This window comes from Streptomyces canus (assembly GCF_030815415.1).
In the GTDB taxonomy this organism is placed as follows: domain Bacteria; phylum Actinomycetota; class Actinomycetes; order Streptomycetales; family Streptomycetaceae; genus Streptomyces; species Streptomyces canus_F.
This window is the reverse complement of sequence record NZ_JAUSWW010000001.1, coordinates 7,245,268-7,263,391: the sequence shown is the minus strand read 5'-3', so window position 1 is coordinate 7,263,391 and position 18,124 is coordinate 7,245,268. Positions and strand designations below refer to the sequence as shown.

At 68.2% G+C, this 18,124-nt stretch carries 10 protein-coding genes and 1 pseudogene; 2 read left to right on the top strand and 9 right to left on the bottom strand.

Annotated features, from left to right (window positions below; translation table 11 throughout):
* Positions 1–58: 58 nt before the first annotated feature.
* The 8 genes and pseudogenes from pulA to QF037_RS33525 form a co-directional block, all read right to left on the bottom strand.
* On the bottom strand, positions 59–5,470 hold the full coding sequence (gene pulA / locus QF037_RS33560; protein ID WP_307031775.1) for a pullulanase-type alpha-1,6-glucosidase: 5,412 nt from the start codon (positions 5,468–5,470) through the stop codon (positions 59–61).
* A 168-nt stretch (positions 5,471–5,638) separates the two neighbouring features.
* Positions 5,639–6,931 (bottom strand): RNA-guided endonuclease InsQ/TnpB family protein, encoded by a 1,293-nt coding sequence (locus QF037_RS33555; protein WP_307031772.1) that lies wholly within the window; start codon positions 6,929–6,931, stop codon positions 5,639–5,641.
* A 155-nt stretch (positions 6,932–7,086) separates the two neighbouring features.
* Positions 7,087–8,472, bottom strand: coding sequence for an alpha-amylase (locus tag QF037_RS33550; RefSeq protein ID WP_307031770.1), 1,386 nt, complete (start codon positions 8,470–8,472; stop codon positions 7,087–7,089).
* Positions 8,473–8,620: 148 nt separating this feature from the next.
* Positions 8,621–9,409 carry a hypothetical protein gene (locus QF037_RS33545; RefSeq protein WP_307031768.1) on the bottom strand — a complete coding sequence of 263 codons (789 nt, stop codon included), beginning with the start codon at positions 9,407–9,409 and terminating at the stop codon, positions 8,621–8,623.
* 118 nt (positions 9,410–9,527) lie between these two features.
* Positions 9,528–11,266: pseudogene (locus QF037_RS33540) on the bottom strand (glycoside hydrolase family 13 protein).
* 228 nt (positions 11,267–11,494) lie between these two features.
* Positions 11,495–12,403: a sugar ABC transporter permease gene (locus tag QF037_RS33535; protein WP_307031766.1), complete on the bottom strand. Its 909-nt coding sequence runs from the start codon at positions 12,401–12,403 to the stop codon at positions 11,495–11,497.
* Between the two features lie 13 nt (positions 12,404–12,416).
* Positions 12,417–13,421, bottom strand: coding sequence for a carbohydrate ABC transporter permease (locus tag QF037_RS33530; protein ID WP_307031763.1), 1,005 nt, complete (start codon positions 13,419–13,421; stop codon positions 12,417–12,419).
* A 104-nt stretch (positions 13,422–13,525) separates the two neighbouring features.
* A complete protein-coding gene (locus tag QF037_RS33525; RefSeq protein WP_307031761.1) occupies positions 13,526–14,797 on the bottom strand; it encodes an extracellular solute-binding protein in 1,272 nt (423 codons plus the stop codon).
* Positions 14,798–15,177: 380 nt separating this feature from the next.
* Between QF037_RS33525 and QF037_RS33520 the strand changes: the two genes are divergently transcribed.
* Both QF037_RS33520 and QF037_RS33515 read left to right on the top strand, forming a co-directional pair.
* Positions 15,178–16,212 carry a LacI family DNA-binding transcriptional regulator gene (locus QF037_RS33520; RefSeq protein ID WP_307031759.1) on the top strand — a complete coding sequence of 345 codons (1,035 nt, stop codon included), beginning with the start codon at positions 15,178–15,180 and terminating at the stop codon, positions 16,210–16,212.
* Positions 16,213–16,344: 132 nt separating this feature from the next.
* Positions 16,345–17,211 (top strand): phosphatase PAP2 family protein, encoded by an 867-nt coding sequence (locus QF037_RS33515; protein ID WP_307031757.1) that lies wholly within the window; start codon positions 16,345–16,347, stop codon positions 17,209–17,211.
* Here the strand turns inward: QF037_RS33515 and QF037_RS33510 are convergent.
* Positions 17,174–18,070, bottom strand: coding sequence for a LysR family transcriptional regulator (locus QF037_RS33510; protein WP_307031755.1), 897 nt, complete (start codon positions 18,068–18,070; stop codon positions 17,174–17,176). The two genes, QF037_RS33515 and QF037_RS33510, sit on opposite strands and share 38 nt — an antisense overlap.
* Positions 18,071–18,124: the final 54 nt, after the last annotated feature.

Sequence of the window (18,124 nt, the reverse complement as noted above, 5' to 3'; positions counted from 1 at the left end):
GGACAGCACGATGGGGCAGACCCGGATCCGGGTCTGCTCCACCACGGTAATGCCCTTGTCAGGAATTGCGGGAGAATACGGCCACAGTCCGTCCCGGAACGGCGAAGGTGCCCGAAACCCGCTCGTAGGACGATGCCTTGACGGTAGAGTCCGCGCCCGCCGCCTGGACCTCGTGCAGCGCGTACGCCGTGCCGGCCAGGGCGGTCACCCGCTGCTTCTGGGCCTGCGGGGTCGCGTTGAACACTACGATGAGATCACTGCGGTCACCGAGTTCCATGGTGATCACGCCCGGTGTCTCCTCCTTGCCCGACAGCGGGAAGGACAGCTTCGACTGCACCTGCGCGGCCGTGCCGAGGGAGAACACGCTCTCCGTCGAACGGATCCTCAACAGGTCCTGGTACGCCGCCGAGGTCCCCTCGATCTGCGGGCAGCCCACCTTCACCGAACCCAGCAGGGGCTTGGCGAAGGACCACTTGGACGCGTTGTCGGCCGCCATCGGCAGCCCGCGTCCGAAGCCGTTGCCGTCCTCGCAGCTCCAGTGGATGGCGTTGAACCAGTCGCCGCTGTCGTAGGAGTTGCGGTCCAGGGACTTGGAGCGCAGCAGGTCGGTGCCCGCCTGGGAGAGCGACGGGCCCTGCGAGAGGGTCGCCGTCGCCATGGCGAGGACCTGCATCCGGGCACGGTCGTCCGCACCGGTCGTGGCGGGCAGCTTGTACGTCAGCGCGTCGAACAGCGACTCGTTGTCGTGCGCGTCGGCGTAGGCGAGGGCGTCGCCGGGCGCGGCCGCGTAACCGGCCGGCCGGCCGTTGTAGTCGACCTCGGCGCCGGTGACCTCCTTGCCGGCGGTGTCGGTGAACGTGTACTGCGCGAGGTTGCCGCTCAGCCCGACCTTGATGAGGTCCTGGTAGTGCAGCAGACGGGCCTTCTGCTCGGCCGTGGTGCCGTTGCTCTTCGAGGAGTTGGGGTCGGTGTAGAGCCCGGACGCGAAGCCCTGGACGCCGGGGTCCTCGTCGAAGGGGCCGCCGCCGCGCACCGCGTCACGGGCCCGGTCGGAGAAGGTGGCGATGCCGGTTCCGGCCATGTTCTGCTGGGTGGCCTGGACGAAGCGGGCGTCGTCGGCGACCTCGCCGAAGTTCCAGCCTTCGCCGTACAGGATGATCTTCTTGCCGTCGACGCCGTCCCTGGCGAGGGTCAGTCCGTCCAGGGCCTTGCGGACCGCCAGGATGTTGGCCTTCGGGTGGTGGCCCATGAGGTCGAAGCGGAAGCCGTCGACCTTGTACTCCCTGGCCCAGGTGACGATCGAGTCGACGACCAGCTTGCCCATCATGGCGTTCTCGGGTGCCGTGTTGGCGCAGCAGGTGCTGTTGGCGACCGAACCGTCCGCGAGGAGCCGCTGGTAGTAGCCGGGAACCAGCTTGTCCAGGACGCTGGTGTCGGCCTGCCCGCCGGCCGCCGTGTGGTTGTAGACGACGTCCATGACGACCCGCAGGCCGTCCTCGTTCAGGGACTTGACCATCTCGCGGAACTCGACCGTGCGCCCGGTGCCGTCGGGGTCAGTGGCGTAGGAGCCCTCGGGGACCGTGTAGTGATACGGGTCGTAGCCCCAGTTGTAGGCGTCCTTCGCGGCCGCCTTCGCCACACACTCCTGCTGCTTGTCGGAGTCGGCCGCGTAGGAGGCCAGGTCGCAGTCGGGGGTGGCCTGGTCGGACTTCTTCTCGGGGATGGTGGCGATGTCGAACGCCGGGAGGAGATGGACGTAGGAGGTGCCCGACTTCGCGAGCTCCTTGAGGTGCTGGGAGCCGTCGCTGTTCTTGTCGGTGAAGGCGAGGTAGGTACCCGGGTCACTGGCCGTCCGGTCCGCGACGGAGAAGTCCCGGATGTGCAGCTCCTGGATCTGGGCGTCCCTCAGCGGGGTGGCCTTCGGCTTGGTGTACGTCGACCAGCCGCTCGGGGCGAGGGACTTGTCGTCCAGGTCGATGACGAGGCTGCGCTCCGAGTTCGCGGTCAGGGCGACCGAGTAGGGGTCGGTGACCTTGTTGGTGACGACCTTGCGGACACTGGGCGCCCAGACCTTCACGACGTACCGGTACTCCTTGCCCTTCCAGGACTTGGGGCCGGTGACGGACCAGACGCCGGTTGCGGTGTCGCGCCTCATCTTCACCGTGGAGCCGTCGAGCTCCAGGGCGACGTTCTGCGCGGTCGGCGCCCAGACGGACAGCGTCGGACGGCCGCTCCTGTCGAACGTCGGGCCGAGGTCGGCCTTGGTCGCGGCCGGGTACAGGTCGTCGAGCACGCCGGCGATCTGCACACCGGTGGCGGCGAGCACAGCCCCGTTCACGGCCCGCTGGGAGGCGACGAGCTGGCCCTTGAGGGCCTCGCGCACGCGGTCGCGGTCACGCGGGTCGACGGACCAGGCGGTGTAGCCCTTCAGATGCGGGAACTTCTCCTTCTGGGCGTCGGTGAGGGTGGCCTTCGACAGACGGAGCCAGCGCTCGTCGTCGCTGGTCAGCGCACCGTCCTTGGCCGCGATCGAGCCGTCGCGGCTGTACAGCAGCTGGGTGGAGACGGCGGCGGCGGAGCCGTTCCAGGCGACCGTGTCCCGGTCGATCCAGACCGCCTTGGAGGTGGTCAGGTCGAGGGCGGCCGCGGAGCCCGCGGGCTGTGGGAGCAGGTACTTCTCCTGGCCGTTCACCAGCCACACCTCGTGGCCGTCGGCCGTGAGGTCGAGCGACTGGTCGCTGGGCAGGTCCTTCTCGTCGCCCTGGTGCAGGATGTAACTGAGGCTGGTGGCCCCGTCGGTGAGCGGTACCTCGTAGACCGCGCCATAGGCATCAGTCTTCACCGGCTCGAGGGGCTTCGACCAGTCCGTGGGGTTCGCGGCGCCCGTCCAGACGTGCAGTCCCCAGCCGTCGTAGTTCCCGTCGGCCCGGTGGTAGTGCAGGACCGCCTTGGTCTTGTCCTGCGCGGGATAGTCGGGCCGCTCGGTGACGACGTCCGCCTTGCCCTGCTCGATCCAGACCTCGCCGGTCCTGGTGACGTCGATCGTGCGGTCGGCGGAGACGTCCTTGTTACCGTCCTTGTCGATGACGAGGAAGCCGACACCGGAGGCGCCCGGCTTCAGCTTGACGTAGGCGAAGGCACCGTAGGCGTCACGGCCGACGAAGGGGTGACTGTCCGGCCAGTTCGTGGCCTCGCCGTCGGCGATGTCACCCCAGGCGTACAGGCCCCAGTTCGCGTAGTCGCCGTCGGTGCGCTTGTAGTGGACGATCGCGTAGTCGCGGGAGGAGGCGGTGGGGGTCTCCTCGGCGGGCGGGGTGCCGGTGGTGGAGGCCGCCGTGGTGCTCGCGGTGCGTCCGGCCGAGTCGATGACAACGGCCTTGTACCGCAGGGCCGTTCCGGCCGCCACGTCCTCCCCGATGACCTGCGTGACCTTGTACGGCGCGTGGTCGGCGGAGCCGAGCGTGCGCCACTTGCCATTGCCGACCTGCGCGGCGAAGACGACGCGGTTGAGCTGTCCGCCGTCGACGTGGGCACCGATCTCGACCGTGCCGGTGGCGCCGGTGGCGGGGGCCTTGAGGGCGAGGGTCGGCGCGGTGGCGGGCTTGGCGGGCTTCCCGGCCGCCTTGAGGACGATCGCGGAGCCCGCGGGGACGGTGACGGTGATCTTCTTGTCGGCGTCGCTCCTGAGGGAGGCGTCACCGCCGTAGATCCCCTTGAACGCCATCCCCGCCGAACCGGTGGCGAAGGTCGCCGACTTCGCCTCACCGGCGTTGTTGAACGCGACGACGTACTCGGTGCCCGTCCTGGCGTCGGTGCGCGAGAAGGCGTAGACCCCGCTGCCGTCGGCCGCGTAGCGCTCGGTCTGGACGCCGTCGGTGAGGGCGGGGTTGGCCTTGCGGAGCTTGGACAGGGCGGCGATCTGCCGGTACAGCGGCGCGCTCGTGTCGTACGCGTCGCTCGCGTGCGTACGGTCGGTGCCGATCTCGTCGTCGTCGAGGTAGTCGGCCGTCTTCGACGCGAACATGGTCTGGCGGGCGTCCTTGTCGCCGCCGGCGCCGGTGAAGCCCTGCTCGTCGCCGTAGTAGACGACCGGGTTGCCGCGGCTGAGGAACATCAGCTCGTTGGCGAGCTTGTCCTTGGCGAGGAGCTCGGCGTCGGTCGCCTTCGGGTTGTCCTGGTTGAGGAAGTACCCGATGCGGCCCATGTCGTGGTTGCCGAGGAAGGTGACCTGCTCGTACGCGTTGGCCTTGTCGGTCGTGTACTTGTAGTCGTCGCCGAAGACGGAGGCCAGCTTCTGGGCGCTGCCGCCCTGGGAGGCGTACTGCCGTGCCGCCTCCTGGAAGGGGAAGTCGAGCGTGGCGTCGAGGCGGCCCTGCGTGACGTACGGCGAGGTGATCGACGTGTCGGCGGAGTAGACCTCGCCGAACATGAAGAAGTTCTTCCGGCCCTGCTTTGCCGCGTAGGCGTCGAGGGCCGTGGCCCACTGCGTCCAGAACTCCATGTTTACGTGCTTCACGGTGTCGATGCGGAAGCCGTCGATACGGAAGTCCCTGACCCAGCGCTGGTAGATCCTCTCCATGCCCGAGACGACCTCGGGGCGCTCGGTCCACAGGTCGTCGAGGCCGGAGAAGTCGCCGTAGGTCGTGGACTCGCCGGCGTAGGTCGAGTCGCCGCGGTTGTGGTACATCGTCGGGTCGTTGAGCCAGGACGGCACCTTGGCTCCGGCGCCGGTGACCGTCGGCGTGCGGGGGAAGGAGTCGGCGTCCACCGCGGGGAATCCGCGGCCGCCGGCCGCGTAGTCCGCGTCGTCGAACGGCCGGCCGTCCTTCGTCAGATACGGGAACGCGCCCTTGGAGAGGTAGTCGTAGGACTTCTCCTCGTAGTCGACGACGTCGGCCGTGTGGTTGGTGATGACGTCGAAGAAGACCTTCATCCCCTTGGCGTGGGCCTTGGAGATGAGGGTTTCCAGGTCCTTGTTGGTGCCGAAGTGGGGGTCGACCTGGGTGAAATCCTCGATCCAATACCCGTGATAGCCGGCCGAGGCGTCAGAGCCGTTGCCCTGTACTGGCTGGTTTTTGAAGATTGGCGCCATCCAGATGGCGGTGGTGCCGAGCCCCTTGATGTAGTCGAGCTTCTTGGTCAGGCCCTTGAGGTCGCCGCCCTGGTAGAAGCCCTTGTCGGTGGGGTCATAGCCGGTGGTGAGGCGGGTGCCGGTCAGTCCGCCCTTGTCGTTGCCGGTGTCACCGTTGGCGAAACGGTCCGGGAGCACGAAGTAGAACTGCTCGCGGGTGGAGTTGTGCCGGGCGGGCTCCGAGGCGAGCTTGGCGTCGGAAGGGGGTGGCGGCGGTGTGTCCGCCTGCGCCGCGAGGGGTTGGACGAGCGCTGCGGCCAGCGCGGTCACGGTGACCGCGGCTACCCGTCCAGCATGGGCAGTTCGGCGCCTCGACGGCACCGGCCATCTCGGTATCAAGACGTGGACTCCTTGCGATGTACGGCTCTTCGGGTCCGACCCCGCGCGACCGTATCGCCGCCGTAAGTATTACAGCAAGAGTCTTGAAACCATCGGTAAGAACTTTCAGAGTCTGCTTCAGTGGAACCCTCAGCAAAGGGAGTTGTTCTGCACGTTGCATTGACGTCCTCACCCACGCGAACGTGGGCGATTCCCGCCTGCCCCACCGCGCGCAGCGGCTGGGCTTCGGGTGGGTTCCTGCTTCATCGAGCGCTGCCCCGGCTTGCGAGGTCTGACGTGCTCTCCACAGGCGTTTTGACGCTCCGCCTCGAGCCGCATCTCAGCGACACGTTTCCGTCCAGCGGCGCGTAGGTTGGCCTCGGCGTTCTCGTCTCGGTCGTGCCGGGTTCCGCACTCCGTGCACGTCCACACGCGGACGTTCAGCTGCTCGCGGCCCTTGGGGCCGGTAAGTCGCCCGCACCCGGTGCGGGAGCACAGCTGAGTGGAGGGGAACCACCGATCGATCCTGACGAAGGTCCGCCCGTACCGGGTGCACTTGGCCTCCAGGGTGCGGACAAACCTGCCGAGGGATTGGTCATGGACGCTCTTGCCGAGCCTGCCGCCGCGGGCGGCCATGCCCTTCACGTTCAGGTCCTCCACATAGACCGCTTGGCTCTCGCGGACGATGCGGGTGGTCTCCTGCTCGATGAAGTCGTGTCGCCGGTCGGCGATGCGGGCATGGATCTTTGCGACGGTCTGCTTGGCCTTGCGCCGGTTGTTCGATCCTTTCCGTTTACGGGACACGGCTCGCTGCGCTCTCTTGAGCTTGCGCTCCTGGCGGCGGAAGAACTTCGGGGACAGGATCTTCCGGCCGCGCAGCACGGCGTAGGAGGACAGGCCCAGGTCGATCCCCGTGTCCGTCTCCTCCACGTCCAGCTCGAGCAGGGGCTTGTCGTCCACCTCGACCACAAACGAGGCGAAGTACCGTCCGGACGGGTCCTGGATGACCGTCACGGACGACGGCTGTGAGGGCAGCTTGCGTGACCAGCGCACCTCGAGGTCGCCGATCTTCGACAGCCGAAGTTTGCCGCTCTTGGTGATGGAGTGGGCGTTCGTGGTGAACCGAATCGCCTGCCGTGCGGTCTTCTTCTTCGTCTTCGGCGGACCCATCCTCGGCCCCTTGCGAGTGCCGTTCTTCGAGGCGAAGAAGTTGCTGTACGCGATCTCCAGGTCGCGCAGCGACTGCTGGAGCACCACGGCGGACACTTCACCGAGCCAGACCCGTTCCGGAGTCTTCTTGGCCTCGGTGATAACCCGCTTCGACAGCTCAGCCGCCGTCGGGCGGGACACACCCTGCTCATACGCGTCACGACGCAGTCGAAGGGCGTCGTTCCATACGACGCGGGCGCACCCGAACGCCCTCGCCAGACTGCCGCGCTGAGAAGCGCTCGGGTACACACGAACGTTGTACCGGAGCTTCATGTAGATCACCGTATGGGCGTGCGGTCGACCTATCGCACCGAAGATCACATCCGGTCGAAATTATGCGCGTCGTGAGCGCATATGTTCCAACACCTTCAAACACACGGCGGTTCGGAATCCTCACTGGCCTCCGCGCTCCCCCGTTGCTTCGAAGCTCAGCAGCTCGACTTGCCGGCGTAGATCGCGAGGGCGGCGTTGGAGCCGAGGGTGGCCGTGAACTGCCCGCTGGAGTTCACCGTCACAGTCGTGCCGCCCTGAACATTGCAGTAGGTCCCCGCAGTCAACGACGTCTGGTACGTCCGGCTCAGCGAACCCGACTCGTGGTTGATCGCCACGAACCCCTTGCTGCCCCGGCCGAAGGCGATCGCGTCGCCACCGTTGTCCCACCAGTTGGTGACCGGCTCACCACGGGTCGCGTTGCGGAAGGCGACCATGCGCTGGATCTCCGGCCAGGCATGCTGGCACTTCCACCCGTCCTGCCAACAGGCGCTCACCGAGCCGCCGTTGGGCGGGCCCGCGTCCGTGCTGGACCACTCGTAACCGGAGTTGATGTCCGGCGCTCCGTACGGATAGGCGAGCATGAAGACGTTGGCCAGCGTGTAGTTGGCGCCGTCCTTGTAGTTCAGGGTGCTGCCGTTGCGTTCGGTGTCGTGGTTGTCGACGAAGACACCGGCGACCGAGCTGCTCATGTAGCCCCAGCCCTCACCGTAGTTCTTCAGGTAGGCGAGGTTCTCGTTGTTGAAGACGCGCTTGAGGTCGTAGGCGTAGCGGAACTCCTGCACATCGCCGTTGCCGGTGTACTCGGTCGGCTGGACGGCCTCTCCACTGCCGTAGATGGCCTCCTGCTTCCAGTAGACCGACGTGTTACTGAGCCGCGACTTGATGTCGGCGAGGTCGGCCGCCGGGATGTGCTTGGCCGCGTCGATGCGGAAGCCGTCGACGCCGTGGCCGAGGAGGGTGTTCATGTACCCGGCGATGGTGGCGCGGACGTACTCCTCACCGGTGTCCAGGTCGGCGAGGCCCACGAGCTCGCAGTTCTGGACGTTGGCGCGGTTGGTGTAGTCGGTGATGGTCGACGTGCAGTTGTCGAAGTCGTAGGAGGAGTAGAGGCCCGGGTAGGTGTACTTCGTGTACGACGAGCCGCCGGTGCCGGTGCCGCTGCCCGCGGACATGTGGTTGATGACGGTGTCGACGACGACCTTCACGCCGGCGTTGTGGCAGGTGGTCACCATGTTCCGGAACGCGGTGGTGTCACCGAGGCGCCCTGCGATCTTGTACGACACCGGCTGGTACGAGGTCCACCACTGCGCGCCCTGGATGTGCTCGGCGGGCGGGGAGACCTGGACATAGCCGTAGCCGGCGGGGCCGAGGGTGTTGGTGCACTCCTTGGCGACGGAGGCGAAGTTCCACTCGAAGAGGACGGCGGTGACGTCCTTGGTGCCGGGCGGGGAGGCCGAGGCGGCTGTGGGGACCAGGACGGCGGCCGCGGTGGCGAGCGCGGTGGCCGCGGCGCCGGCGGATGCGGACCATCTCGATATCACGTGGGGGCTCCTTGCCTGACGGCCGGGCGTCTTTGCCCGGCGCCGGCGAGAACGTACCGCTAACGAAAGGTTTACAGCAAGGTGCTTGAAACCCATAGCAAGAACTTTCATCCGCAACCTTGACGTGCCCTTCTCAACTCCGCCACGCTCATGAGTTGTTGAATGCCGCCGGTGGGCCGTCGGCGGTGATGTCGGCCAGCAGGGTGCGGGCCTGACGGAGGCGCGGGTGCTCCGGATGCAGAGACCGTTCGCAGTCGGTCAGCGCCTGACGGGCCGCCGTTTCCGCCTCGTTCCGGTGTCCCAGACCATGCAGGGCGGCAGCCGTGCCCATGTCCAGTCGCCCGCTCTGCTCCCGGACCCGGGGCGGGGCGAACCGACGTGCCTCGGTGAGCGCTTCGGCGTGACGTCCTTGAGCGTTCAGATCGTCGACCAGGCCACAGTGCAGGGCGACGAGCGAGCGTCCTTCGGCGCGGGGCAGGTTCCCCCGGGCGATGTTCTCGGCCTCCTCGTGGCGGGCCTGTCCGCACAGCGCGTCGACGAGGCCGGCCAGCACGGACAGCTCCAGGCGCCACACCTGCGTCAGATGCTTGAGCCGCTCCACTTCGCGCAGTACGGCCACCCCTTCCGCCTCGGCCTCACCGAAACGCCGCTCGGCGTTGAGGACCACCATGCGGTTCCTGCGCACACCCAGCAGGAGCAGCCGGTACGGTCCGGCGGTGTCGTGCAGCTCCGCCGCGAGGGATTCCATCTCGTCCAGCACCCGCGCACCGCGCCCGTGGCCGCACGCCGCGGCCGTGGCCATGAACCTGGCGAACTGCCCCAGCACGAGACCCCGGGAACGCCTGCGCAGGCGTTCCGCTTTCGCCTGGAGCGCCCTGGCCTCGGCCTCGACCGCTTCGTAGGCGTCTTCGTCCCAGAGCGCGGAGAGGCGCTCCATGTCAGCCCTGTCCTGCGCGTTTCCCCGTACCGCCCATGCGATGTTCACAGGTGGTGAGGCTACGTGACAGGGCCCGCAGCCTCAGCAGGCAGCGGGCCCTGTCCGGGGAGGCCGGCCGTCAGGCCGTCGTCCACCACACCGTCGTGTCCGAGGGGACCTTCGTCTCGCCGTCCGCCTCCGCGATCTCACCGCTGGTGAGCAGGACGCGGCCGTAGGAGGGGGTCGTGACCGACTCGCCGCTGGTGTTGGCGACACAGACGAACTCGCCGCGGCGGAAGGCGAGTACGCCCTCGGGTGCGCGGAGCCACTCCACCGACTCGCCGGCGCCCAGGTCCGGCTGCGAGCGGCGCAGACCCAGTGCCGTGCGGTACAGCTCCAGCGTCGAGCCCGGCACACCCGTCTGGGCCTCCACGCTCAGCTCGGCCCAGCTCGCCGGCTGGGGCAGCCAGCTGCCGCCCGCGCCGAAGCCGTACGACGAACCCTCCCGCGTCCAGGGGATCGGCACCCGGCAGCCGTCGCGGAAGCCGTCCTGGCCGGCGCCCCGGAAGTACGCCGGGTCCTGGCGGACGTCGTCGGACAGATCCACCACGTCCGGGAGGCCCAGCTCCTCGCCCTGGTAGACGTATGCCGAGCCCGGCAGCGCCAGCATGAGCAGGGTTGCCGCCCTGGCCCTGCGCAGGCCCAGCTCCCGGTCGCCCGCCGTGCGGATCTGCGTGCCGAGGCCGGGCGGGTTGGCGAAGCGGGTCGCGTGGCGGGTCACGTCGTGGTTCGACAGCACCCAGGTCGCCGGTGCGCCCACCGGGGCCATCGCCTCCAGGGTGCGGTCCACCACCTCGCGGAGTTCCGCCGCGTCCCACGCGGTGCCCAGGTACTGGAAGTTGAAGGCCTGGTGGAGCTCGTCCGGGCGGACGTAGTTGGCGGTCCGCTCGACCGTCGGTGTCCATGCCTCGGCCACGAAGATGCGCCCGCCCGTCTCCCGCCCCCCCGCCCTTCTGAGGAAGGCCCTTCGGGCCCCTTCTTGTTTCCGGAGTACTCGTCGAGGATCGTCCGCCACTGGCGGTAGATGTCGTGCACGCCGTCCTGGTCGAAGAACGGCATGACATCGTTGCCCAGCAGCTTCAGCTGGTCGTGGTCTCCGAGGTCCGGGAGGCCCTCCGCCTTCACCATGCCGTGCGCCACGTCGATGCGGAAACCGTCGACGCCGATGTCCAGCCAGAAGCGCAGGATGGAGCGGAACTCGTCGCCGACCGCGGGGTGTTCCCAGTTGAAGTCGGGCTGCTCCGGGGCGAAGAGGTGCAGGTACCACTCGCCGGGTGAGCCGTCCGGTTCGGTGACCCGGGTCCACGCCGGGCCGCCGAAGATCGACTCCCAGTCGTTGGGCGGGAGTTCGCCGTTCTCGCCCTTGCCGGGGCGGAAGTGGTAGCGGTCCCGCAGGGCCGAGCCGGGGCCTTCGCGCAGGGCCCGCTTGAACCACTCGTGCTGGTCCGAGGAGTGGTTGGGGACCAGGTCGACGATGATCCGCAGGTTCAGTTCGTGCGCGTCGCGGATCAGCGCGTCCGCGTCGAGCAGGTTGCCGAACATGGGGTCCACGGCCCGGTAGTCGGCGACGTCGTAGCCGGCGTCGGCCTGCGGGGAGGCGTAGAAGGGGCTGAGCCATACGGCGTCCACGCCGAGGTCGCGCAGGTACGGGAGTCGGGAGCGTACGCCTTCCAGGTCGCCCATGCCGTCGCCGTTGCTGTCGGCGAAGCTGCGCGGATAGACCTGGTAGATCACCGCGTCCCGCCACCAGTCGCGGTGCCGGGCGACGGTGGCTACGGCGGAGGTCGGGGCCGGGTCGGCAGTGTGCTGCTGGCTCATGGCGTCCTTGCGGTGGGGGTCCCCCCGCTCGAGCGGAGTCGAGAGTGGGGGAAGAGTCATCGGGTCAGGTGGGGGTACGGGGGGCGGGTGGTGGAGGCGGCCGCGGTGACAGCGGGGTCGGATGGCCACCGCGGCCACCACCCGCGCCCCGAAGGGGCGCGGGGAACTGCGCGACCAGCCACGACGAAGCCGTCGGACAACAGACGGCCATCGCGGCTCGACCGGAGGTCAGCCCTTCGTGCCGCCCGCGGTGAGTCCGGTCACCAGGTTCTTCTGGACCAGGTAGAAGAACACCGACACCGGTATCGCGATCAACACCGCCGTCGCAGCCATCAGGTTGCGCTGCGAATCGTGCTCACTCACAAAGCTCTGCAGACCGACCGCGAACGTGTACTTCGTGTCGGACAGCATGAACGTCGACGCGAACGCGACCTCACCGAACGCGGTCAGGAAGCTGTAGAACGCGGCGACCGCGAGCCCTGGCTTGGCGAGCGGCAGGATCAGCCGCGCGAACGTACCGAAGGGGGTCAGCCCGTCGACGCGTCCGGCCTCGTCGATCTCGAACGGGATGGTGTCGAAGTAGCCCTTGAGCAGCCAGGCGCAGTACGGCACCGCGGTCGTGCAGTACACGAGGACGAGCCCAAGGTAGCTGTCGATGAGCTGCAGGTCCGAGAGCATCTGGTACATCGGCACCATGAGTACGGCTACCGGGAACATCTGGGTGACCAGAAGCACCCACATGAACTTCCGGTAGCCCGGAAAGCGCATCCGGGAGACGGCGTAGCCCGTGGTCGCGGCGATCAGCACGCCGATGACGGTGGTGCCGAGCGAGACGATCAGCGTGCTCTTCAGCCAGTCGAAGAAGGCCGTGTGCTGAAGGACGAACGAGTAGTTGTCGAGCGTCATCTTGTCCCAGATGCCCCCGGGGTGGAGGTAGTCGTCCTTGTCCGGACCGAGGGACAGGAAGATCAGCCAGGCGATCGGGAACAGCGCGATGAGGCACGCGACGATCAGGATGCCGTGGGAGACGAACGAGCCGGCGAGGCTGTTCTCGCCACGGCGCCTGACCCGGCGGGGGGCCCGCGAGGGATGCTGCTCGCTGACCTCGGCGGGGGTGTCGACGGTGGTCGTACTCATGGGGACTCCTGCCTCAGATCGCGAGCTGCTGGTCATTGCGGTTCAGCCAGCGGCGGTAGAAGGAGGTGAAGACGATCAGGATGGCCAGCAGCAGGATGCCGTAGGCGGCGGACTGCGCGAAGTCGCGCGGCTGCTGTCCGAAGCCGAGGAAGTAGGCCCAGGTGACCAGGATCTGGGCGTCGGGGGCGGTGTTGCCGAACAGCAGGAAGATGACGGCAAACTGGTTGAAGGTCCAGATGACGCCGAGGAGCACGACGGTGGAGCTGACGGACCTGAGGCCCGGCAGGGTGACGTGCCTGAAGCGCTGCCAGGCGGTGGCGCCGTCCATCTCGGCGGCCTCGTAGAGCGAGGTGTCGATGGACTGCAGTCCGCCGAGCAGCGAGACCATCATGAACGGCACACCGCACCAGGTGTTGACCATGATCGCGGCGAACCGCTGCCAGAAGGTGTCCTCCAGCCACAGTGGTGTCGGCAGATGGAGGGTCTCCAGGAAGCTGTTGATGATGCCGCCGTCGGCGAGCATGAAGCGCCAGCCGAAGACGGTGACGAAGGTCGGCACGGCCCAGGGCAGGACGAGGATCAGCCGGTACAGCGTCCGTCCCCGCAGCTTCTGGTTGAGCAGCAGCGCGAGGCCGAGGCCGAGGCCGTAGTGCAGGGCGACACAGAGTGCCGTCCAGACGATGGTCCAGATGAAGTGCGACCAGAAGCGGTCGTACGCCGTCGGGCCCCACAGGATGTCGGCGTAGTTGTCGAGGCCGATGAACTTGTAGGTGGCGTCGATGTGGTTGACGCCGATGGTGCGGGCCGTGTTGAGGCTGTTGGCGTCGGTGAGCGTGAGGTAGACGCCGTAGATCAGGGGGTAGAGCACGAGGACGCCGAGCACGATCGCCACCGGGGCGATCATCGCGTAGGCGTACCAGTGCTTCTGGTAGCTGCGCTTGAAGCGTTGGCCCAGCCCGGGCCGCGGCGCGCGGTCACCGCGGCGTTTGCCGGTGGCGCGGTCGATGGCGACTGTCATGTTCGACACCTTCTGGAAGTTCAACGGCACTGAGAAGTGGCTGGGCGCAGGCCGGTGGCCGCCGGATCTCTCCCCCTGTCAGGAAATCCGACGGCCACCCAGGCTCACTTACTGAAGTCCGGGACCAGCTTGGCGATCGCGGTCTCGGCGTTGCCCAGACCCTTGTCCAGGGACTCCTTGCCGCCGGCGATCTTGGGCAGCTCGGTGTCCAGCGGGCCCCACAGGGAGCTGTACTCGGGCAGCGCCGGGCGCGGCTGGGCGGCGGCGAGGACCGTGCCGTAGCCGGCGATGCCCGGGTCGGCCTTGACCTCGGTGGTGTAGGCGTCATCACGGGTCGGCAGCGTGGAGTTCTTCAGCGCGATGGTCGCCTGGGACTTCGCGGAGGTCATGAAGTTGAGGAACTTCAGCGAGGCCTTCTGGTGGGCGGCGTCGGAGCCGGCGTAGACCGAGAGGTTGTGGCCGCCGGTCGGGGCGCCCGCCTTGCCGGTGGAGCCGGCCGGGACGGTGGCGATGCCGAGGTTGGCCTTGTCCTTGAACGCGGCGCCCTTGTAGAAGTTGGTGATCTCCCACGGGCCCTGGATGATCGCGGCGACCTTGCCGTTGACGAACGCGTCCTGGATATGGGCGTAGGCGTCGGCGGTGGTGTCGGCCTTGTGCAGGCCCTTGCCGGAGAAGAGGCTCAGCCAGGTGCCGTACGCCTTCTTCGCGGCGTCCGAGTTGACCGTGATCTTCTTGGCGTCGGCATCGACGGTGTCGGTGCCCTCGCCGTAGAGGAAGGACTGGGCGTAGTAGGCCTGGGTGGAGCCCCAGTAGCCGTCGACGCCGGTCTTGTCCTTGATCGTGGCGGCGGCCTTCTTCAGGTCGTCCCAGGTCTTGGGGGCCTCGACGCCGGCCTTCTCGAAGAGCTCCTTGTTGTATACGAGGGCGAGCGTGTCCGTGACGATCGGGACGCCGTACGTCTTGCCCTCGTACTTGGCCTGCTCGATCAGGTTGGACTTGAACTTGCTCTCGTCGGCGAGTGCCTCGGTGCCGTCCAGCGGCAGCAGGTAGCTCTTCTTGGCGAAGGCGGGGGTCCAGCCGACCTCGGCGCGCAGCACGTCCGGGGCGCCCGAGGCGCCGGCGGCGGTGTCGAACTTGTTCTGCGCCTGGTCGAAGGGGACGTTGACGTACTTGACCTTGACGTCCTTGTTGGCGGCCTCGAACTCCTTGATGAGGGCCTTGTAGGTCGGCGCCTCATTGGTGGCGTTGGAGGTGTCCCACCAGGTGATGGTGACCGGGCCGCTCGAGTCGCTGCCACTGTCGCTGTCGCCGTTGCAGGCCGTCGCCGCGAGAGCGAGGGACGCCACCAGCGCGGTGGCCGCTATGCCACGCCGCATGAGTTCTCCTTGAGGGTGAAAGCCCGTGTGGTGCAGTAGGCGGCCCCGTCTGCCACCTCTGCGACTTGCCGACTGCGCCGTTGCGGCCGCCGGGCGTGGCCGAACGTAACAGCGATGTAAGCGACGCGAAAGAGCTTGCAGCAAAAAAGTGCAAGGCATCATCGAAGTTATCCGGGTGTGACCTGTCGGCGACCGCCGTGAGACGCTTGTTTCCGGCGGTGGGACGGCATAACGGGGGTTGTGCAAGACTCTGCAAGCTCTTGCCATCACTTTCACGAGGGAGCGCGATGACGCAGCAACCCGGGCCCGGCCGCCCAACAGGCCGGTCGCGACGTTCCATTGGTGTGCAAGGGCAGACACGGGCGGTACAGTCCACCCCTGTGACCACACGGCTTGCCGACATCGCCGCACAGGCGGGGGTCAGTGAAGCGACTGTCAGCCGCGTCCTCAACGGGAAGCCCGGCGTCGCCTCCACCACCCGCCAGTCCGTGCTGGCCGCACTCGACGTGCTCGGCTATGAACGTCCAGTGCGTCTGCGCCAGCGCAGCGAGGGCCTGGTGGGGCTGATAACGCCGGAGCTGGAGAACCCCATATTCCCGGCGCTGGCCCAGGTCATCGGGCAGGCGCTGACGCGGCAGGGCTACACCCCCGTCCTCGCCACCCAGACCCCGGGCGGCTCCACCGAGGACGAGCTCACCGAGATGCTCGTCGACCGGGGCGTGGCCGGCATCATCTTCGTCTCCGGACTGCACGCGGACACCTCCGCCGACATGCAGCGCTACGAGCAGCTGCGCGGCCAGGGTGTGCCGTTCGTGCTCGTGGACGGCTTCTCGCCGAAGGTGCAGGCGCCCTTCATCTCCCCCGACGACCGCGCGGCGATGACGCTCGCGGTGACGCATCTGATCTCGCTGGGGCACACGAGGATCGGCCTGGCGCTGGGTCCCAAGCGGTTCGTGCCCGTCCAGCGCAAGATCGACGGCTTCGTCCGCGCGATGCAGGACCAGCTGGGCCTGACCGCGGAGACGGTCGAGACGGAGCTCGTCCAGCACTCGCTCTACACCCTGGAGGGCGGTCAGGCGGCCGCCTCGGCGCTGATCTCCCGCAACTGCACGGCGGTGGTGTGCGCGAGCGACATGATGGCGCTGGGTGCGATACGGGCGGCCCGGCAGCTCGGTCTGGACGTGCCGAAGGACGTCTCGGTGGTCGGCTTCGACGACTCCCCGCTGATCGCCTTCACCGACCCGCCTCTCACCACGGTCCGCAAGCCGGTGCCGGCGATGGGCCAGGCCGCGGTGCGCACGCTGCTCGAGGAGATCGGCGGCACGCCCGCTCCGCACAGTGAGTTCGTGTTCATGCCGGAGCTGGTGGTGCGCGGTTCGACCGCTTCGGCCCCTGGGGACCGAAATCGTCCGTAAGGCGGAGAATCCGGGGTTCCGCGGCCCTGCTCCGGTAGGAGGCCGGGGACTCGTCTCGCCGTAGAACATGCGTCCCGGACAGGACCGGGGGATGATCTGGGGGCAAGGGCTTTTCTGGCAGACTCTGTGTCCATGGGTGATTCGACCGTGACGACACTGGAAGGCCGCGAAGAGGCCGTTCGCCAGCCTGTCGCGGCCGATACGAGGCCGGGCTTCCTGCGCCGACTGCGCACCCCGAGCCGCCCCCGCCTCTGGTTCGAGATCCTGCTGATCGCGGTGAGTTACTGGACCTACTCGCTGATCCGCAACGCGGTCCCGGAGCAGAGGGCCGAGGCGCTGCGCAATGCCGACTGGATCTGGCGGGTCGAGCACGACCTGGCAATCGCGGTCGAGGAGTCGGTCAACCACGCGGTGAATTCCGTGACTTGGCTGATCGTGGGCATGAACTACTACTACGCGACGCTGCACTTCGTGGTGACGCTCGGTGTCCTGGTGTGGCTCTTCCGCAGTCATCCCGGCCGTTACGCGGCGACCCGCATGGTGCTGTTCGCGACGACCGGCGTGGCCCTCGTCGGTTACTACCTGTATCCGCTGGCCCCGCCGCGCCTGATGAACGGCGGCGACTTCATCGACACGGTGATGGTCCACCAGACGTGGGGCTCGATGGCCTCCGGCGACCTCAAGAACATGTCGAACCAGTACGCCGCGATGCCGTCCATGCACATCGGCTGGTCCCTGTGGTGCGGCCTGACGATCTTCGCGCTGGCGTCGGTGCCCTGGGTGCGCGTCCTGGGCCTCCTCTACCCGACGGCCACCCTTGTGGTCATCGTGGCCACAGCCAACCACTTCTGGCTCGACGCGGTGGGCGGCATGATGTGCCTGGCCTTCGGCTTCACGGTGGCACGGCTCTGGTACGGCGCCCTGCCGTACCGCTTGCCGCGGCTGGTGCCGGCGGTGGCCCTCAAGCAGCCCCGGCCGCGGCCCGCATCGCCGCGATGAACGACCGGAGGGCCGGCTGGGGCGGGGCCGTCTCGCGTACGGCCGCGTAGATCGAGCGGGCGGGCTCCGGGCTCCGCAGCTCCCGTACGACCACTCCCGGCCGGACGCCGACCCCCAGCCCGAGCCGCGGGATGAGGCTCACCCCGAGCCCCGCCGCGACGAACCCCTGGGCGGTCACGTAGTCCTCGCTCTCGACCACGAAGCGCGGCCGGAACCCCGCCGTCTCACAGGCGGTGAGCTGGGCGTCGAGGCAGGGGCCGGGCCACTCGCTGCCGACCCAGGGTTCCTCCGCGAGGTCGGCCATCTCCAGCGCCTCGGCCTGCGCCAGGGGGTGGCCCTCGGGAAGCACCGCGAGGTACGGGTCGTCCAGCAGGTGCAGGAACCGCACGCCCTCCTGCCCGGAGACGCGCGGCCCCACCACCAGCGCCAGATCCGCCCGGCCCTCCCGCACGTCCGGCAACGGGTCCTCGGGGTCGATGAGCTTCAGCTCGATCTGTACGCCGGGGTGTTCCGTCCGCAGCCGGGCGACCGCCGGGGCGACCAGGGACGCGCCCGCCGTCGCGAAGTACCGCACCGACAGCCGGCCCGTCCGTCCCGCGAGCAGATCCGCCAGGGCGGTCTCCGCCTCGGCGACCTGGCGGCTGATCGTGTCCGCGTACTCGGTCAGGAGCAGCCCCGCCGCCGTGGGACGCACCCCTCTCCCGACCCGTTCCAGCAGATCCGTCCGCGCCTCCTTCTCCAGCGCGGCGATCTGCTGACTCACGGCGGAAGGCGTGTAGCCCAGCACCGTCGCCGCCCCCGTCACCGACCCGCTGCTCACCACGGCCCGCAGCACCTGCATCCGACGCACATCCAGCATGTAGCTCAGCTTAACAACTCATCCAGAACTCTTCACTTGTCCTCACGCGTCATC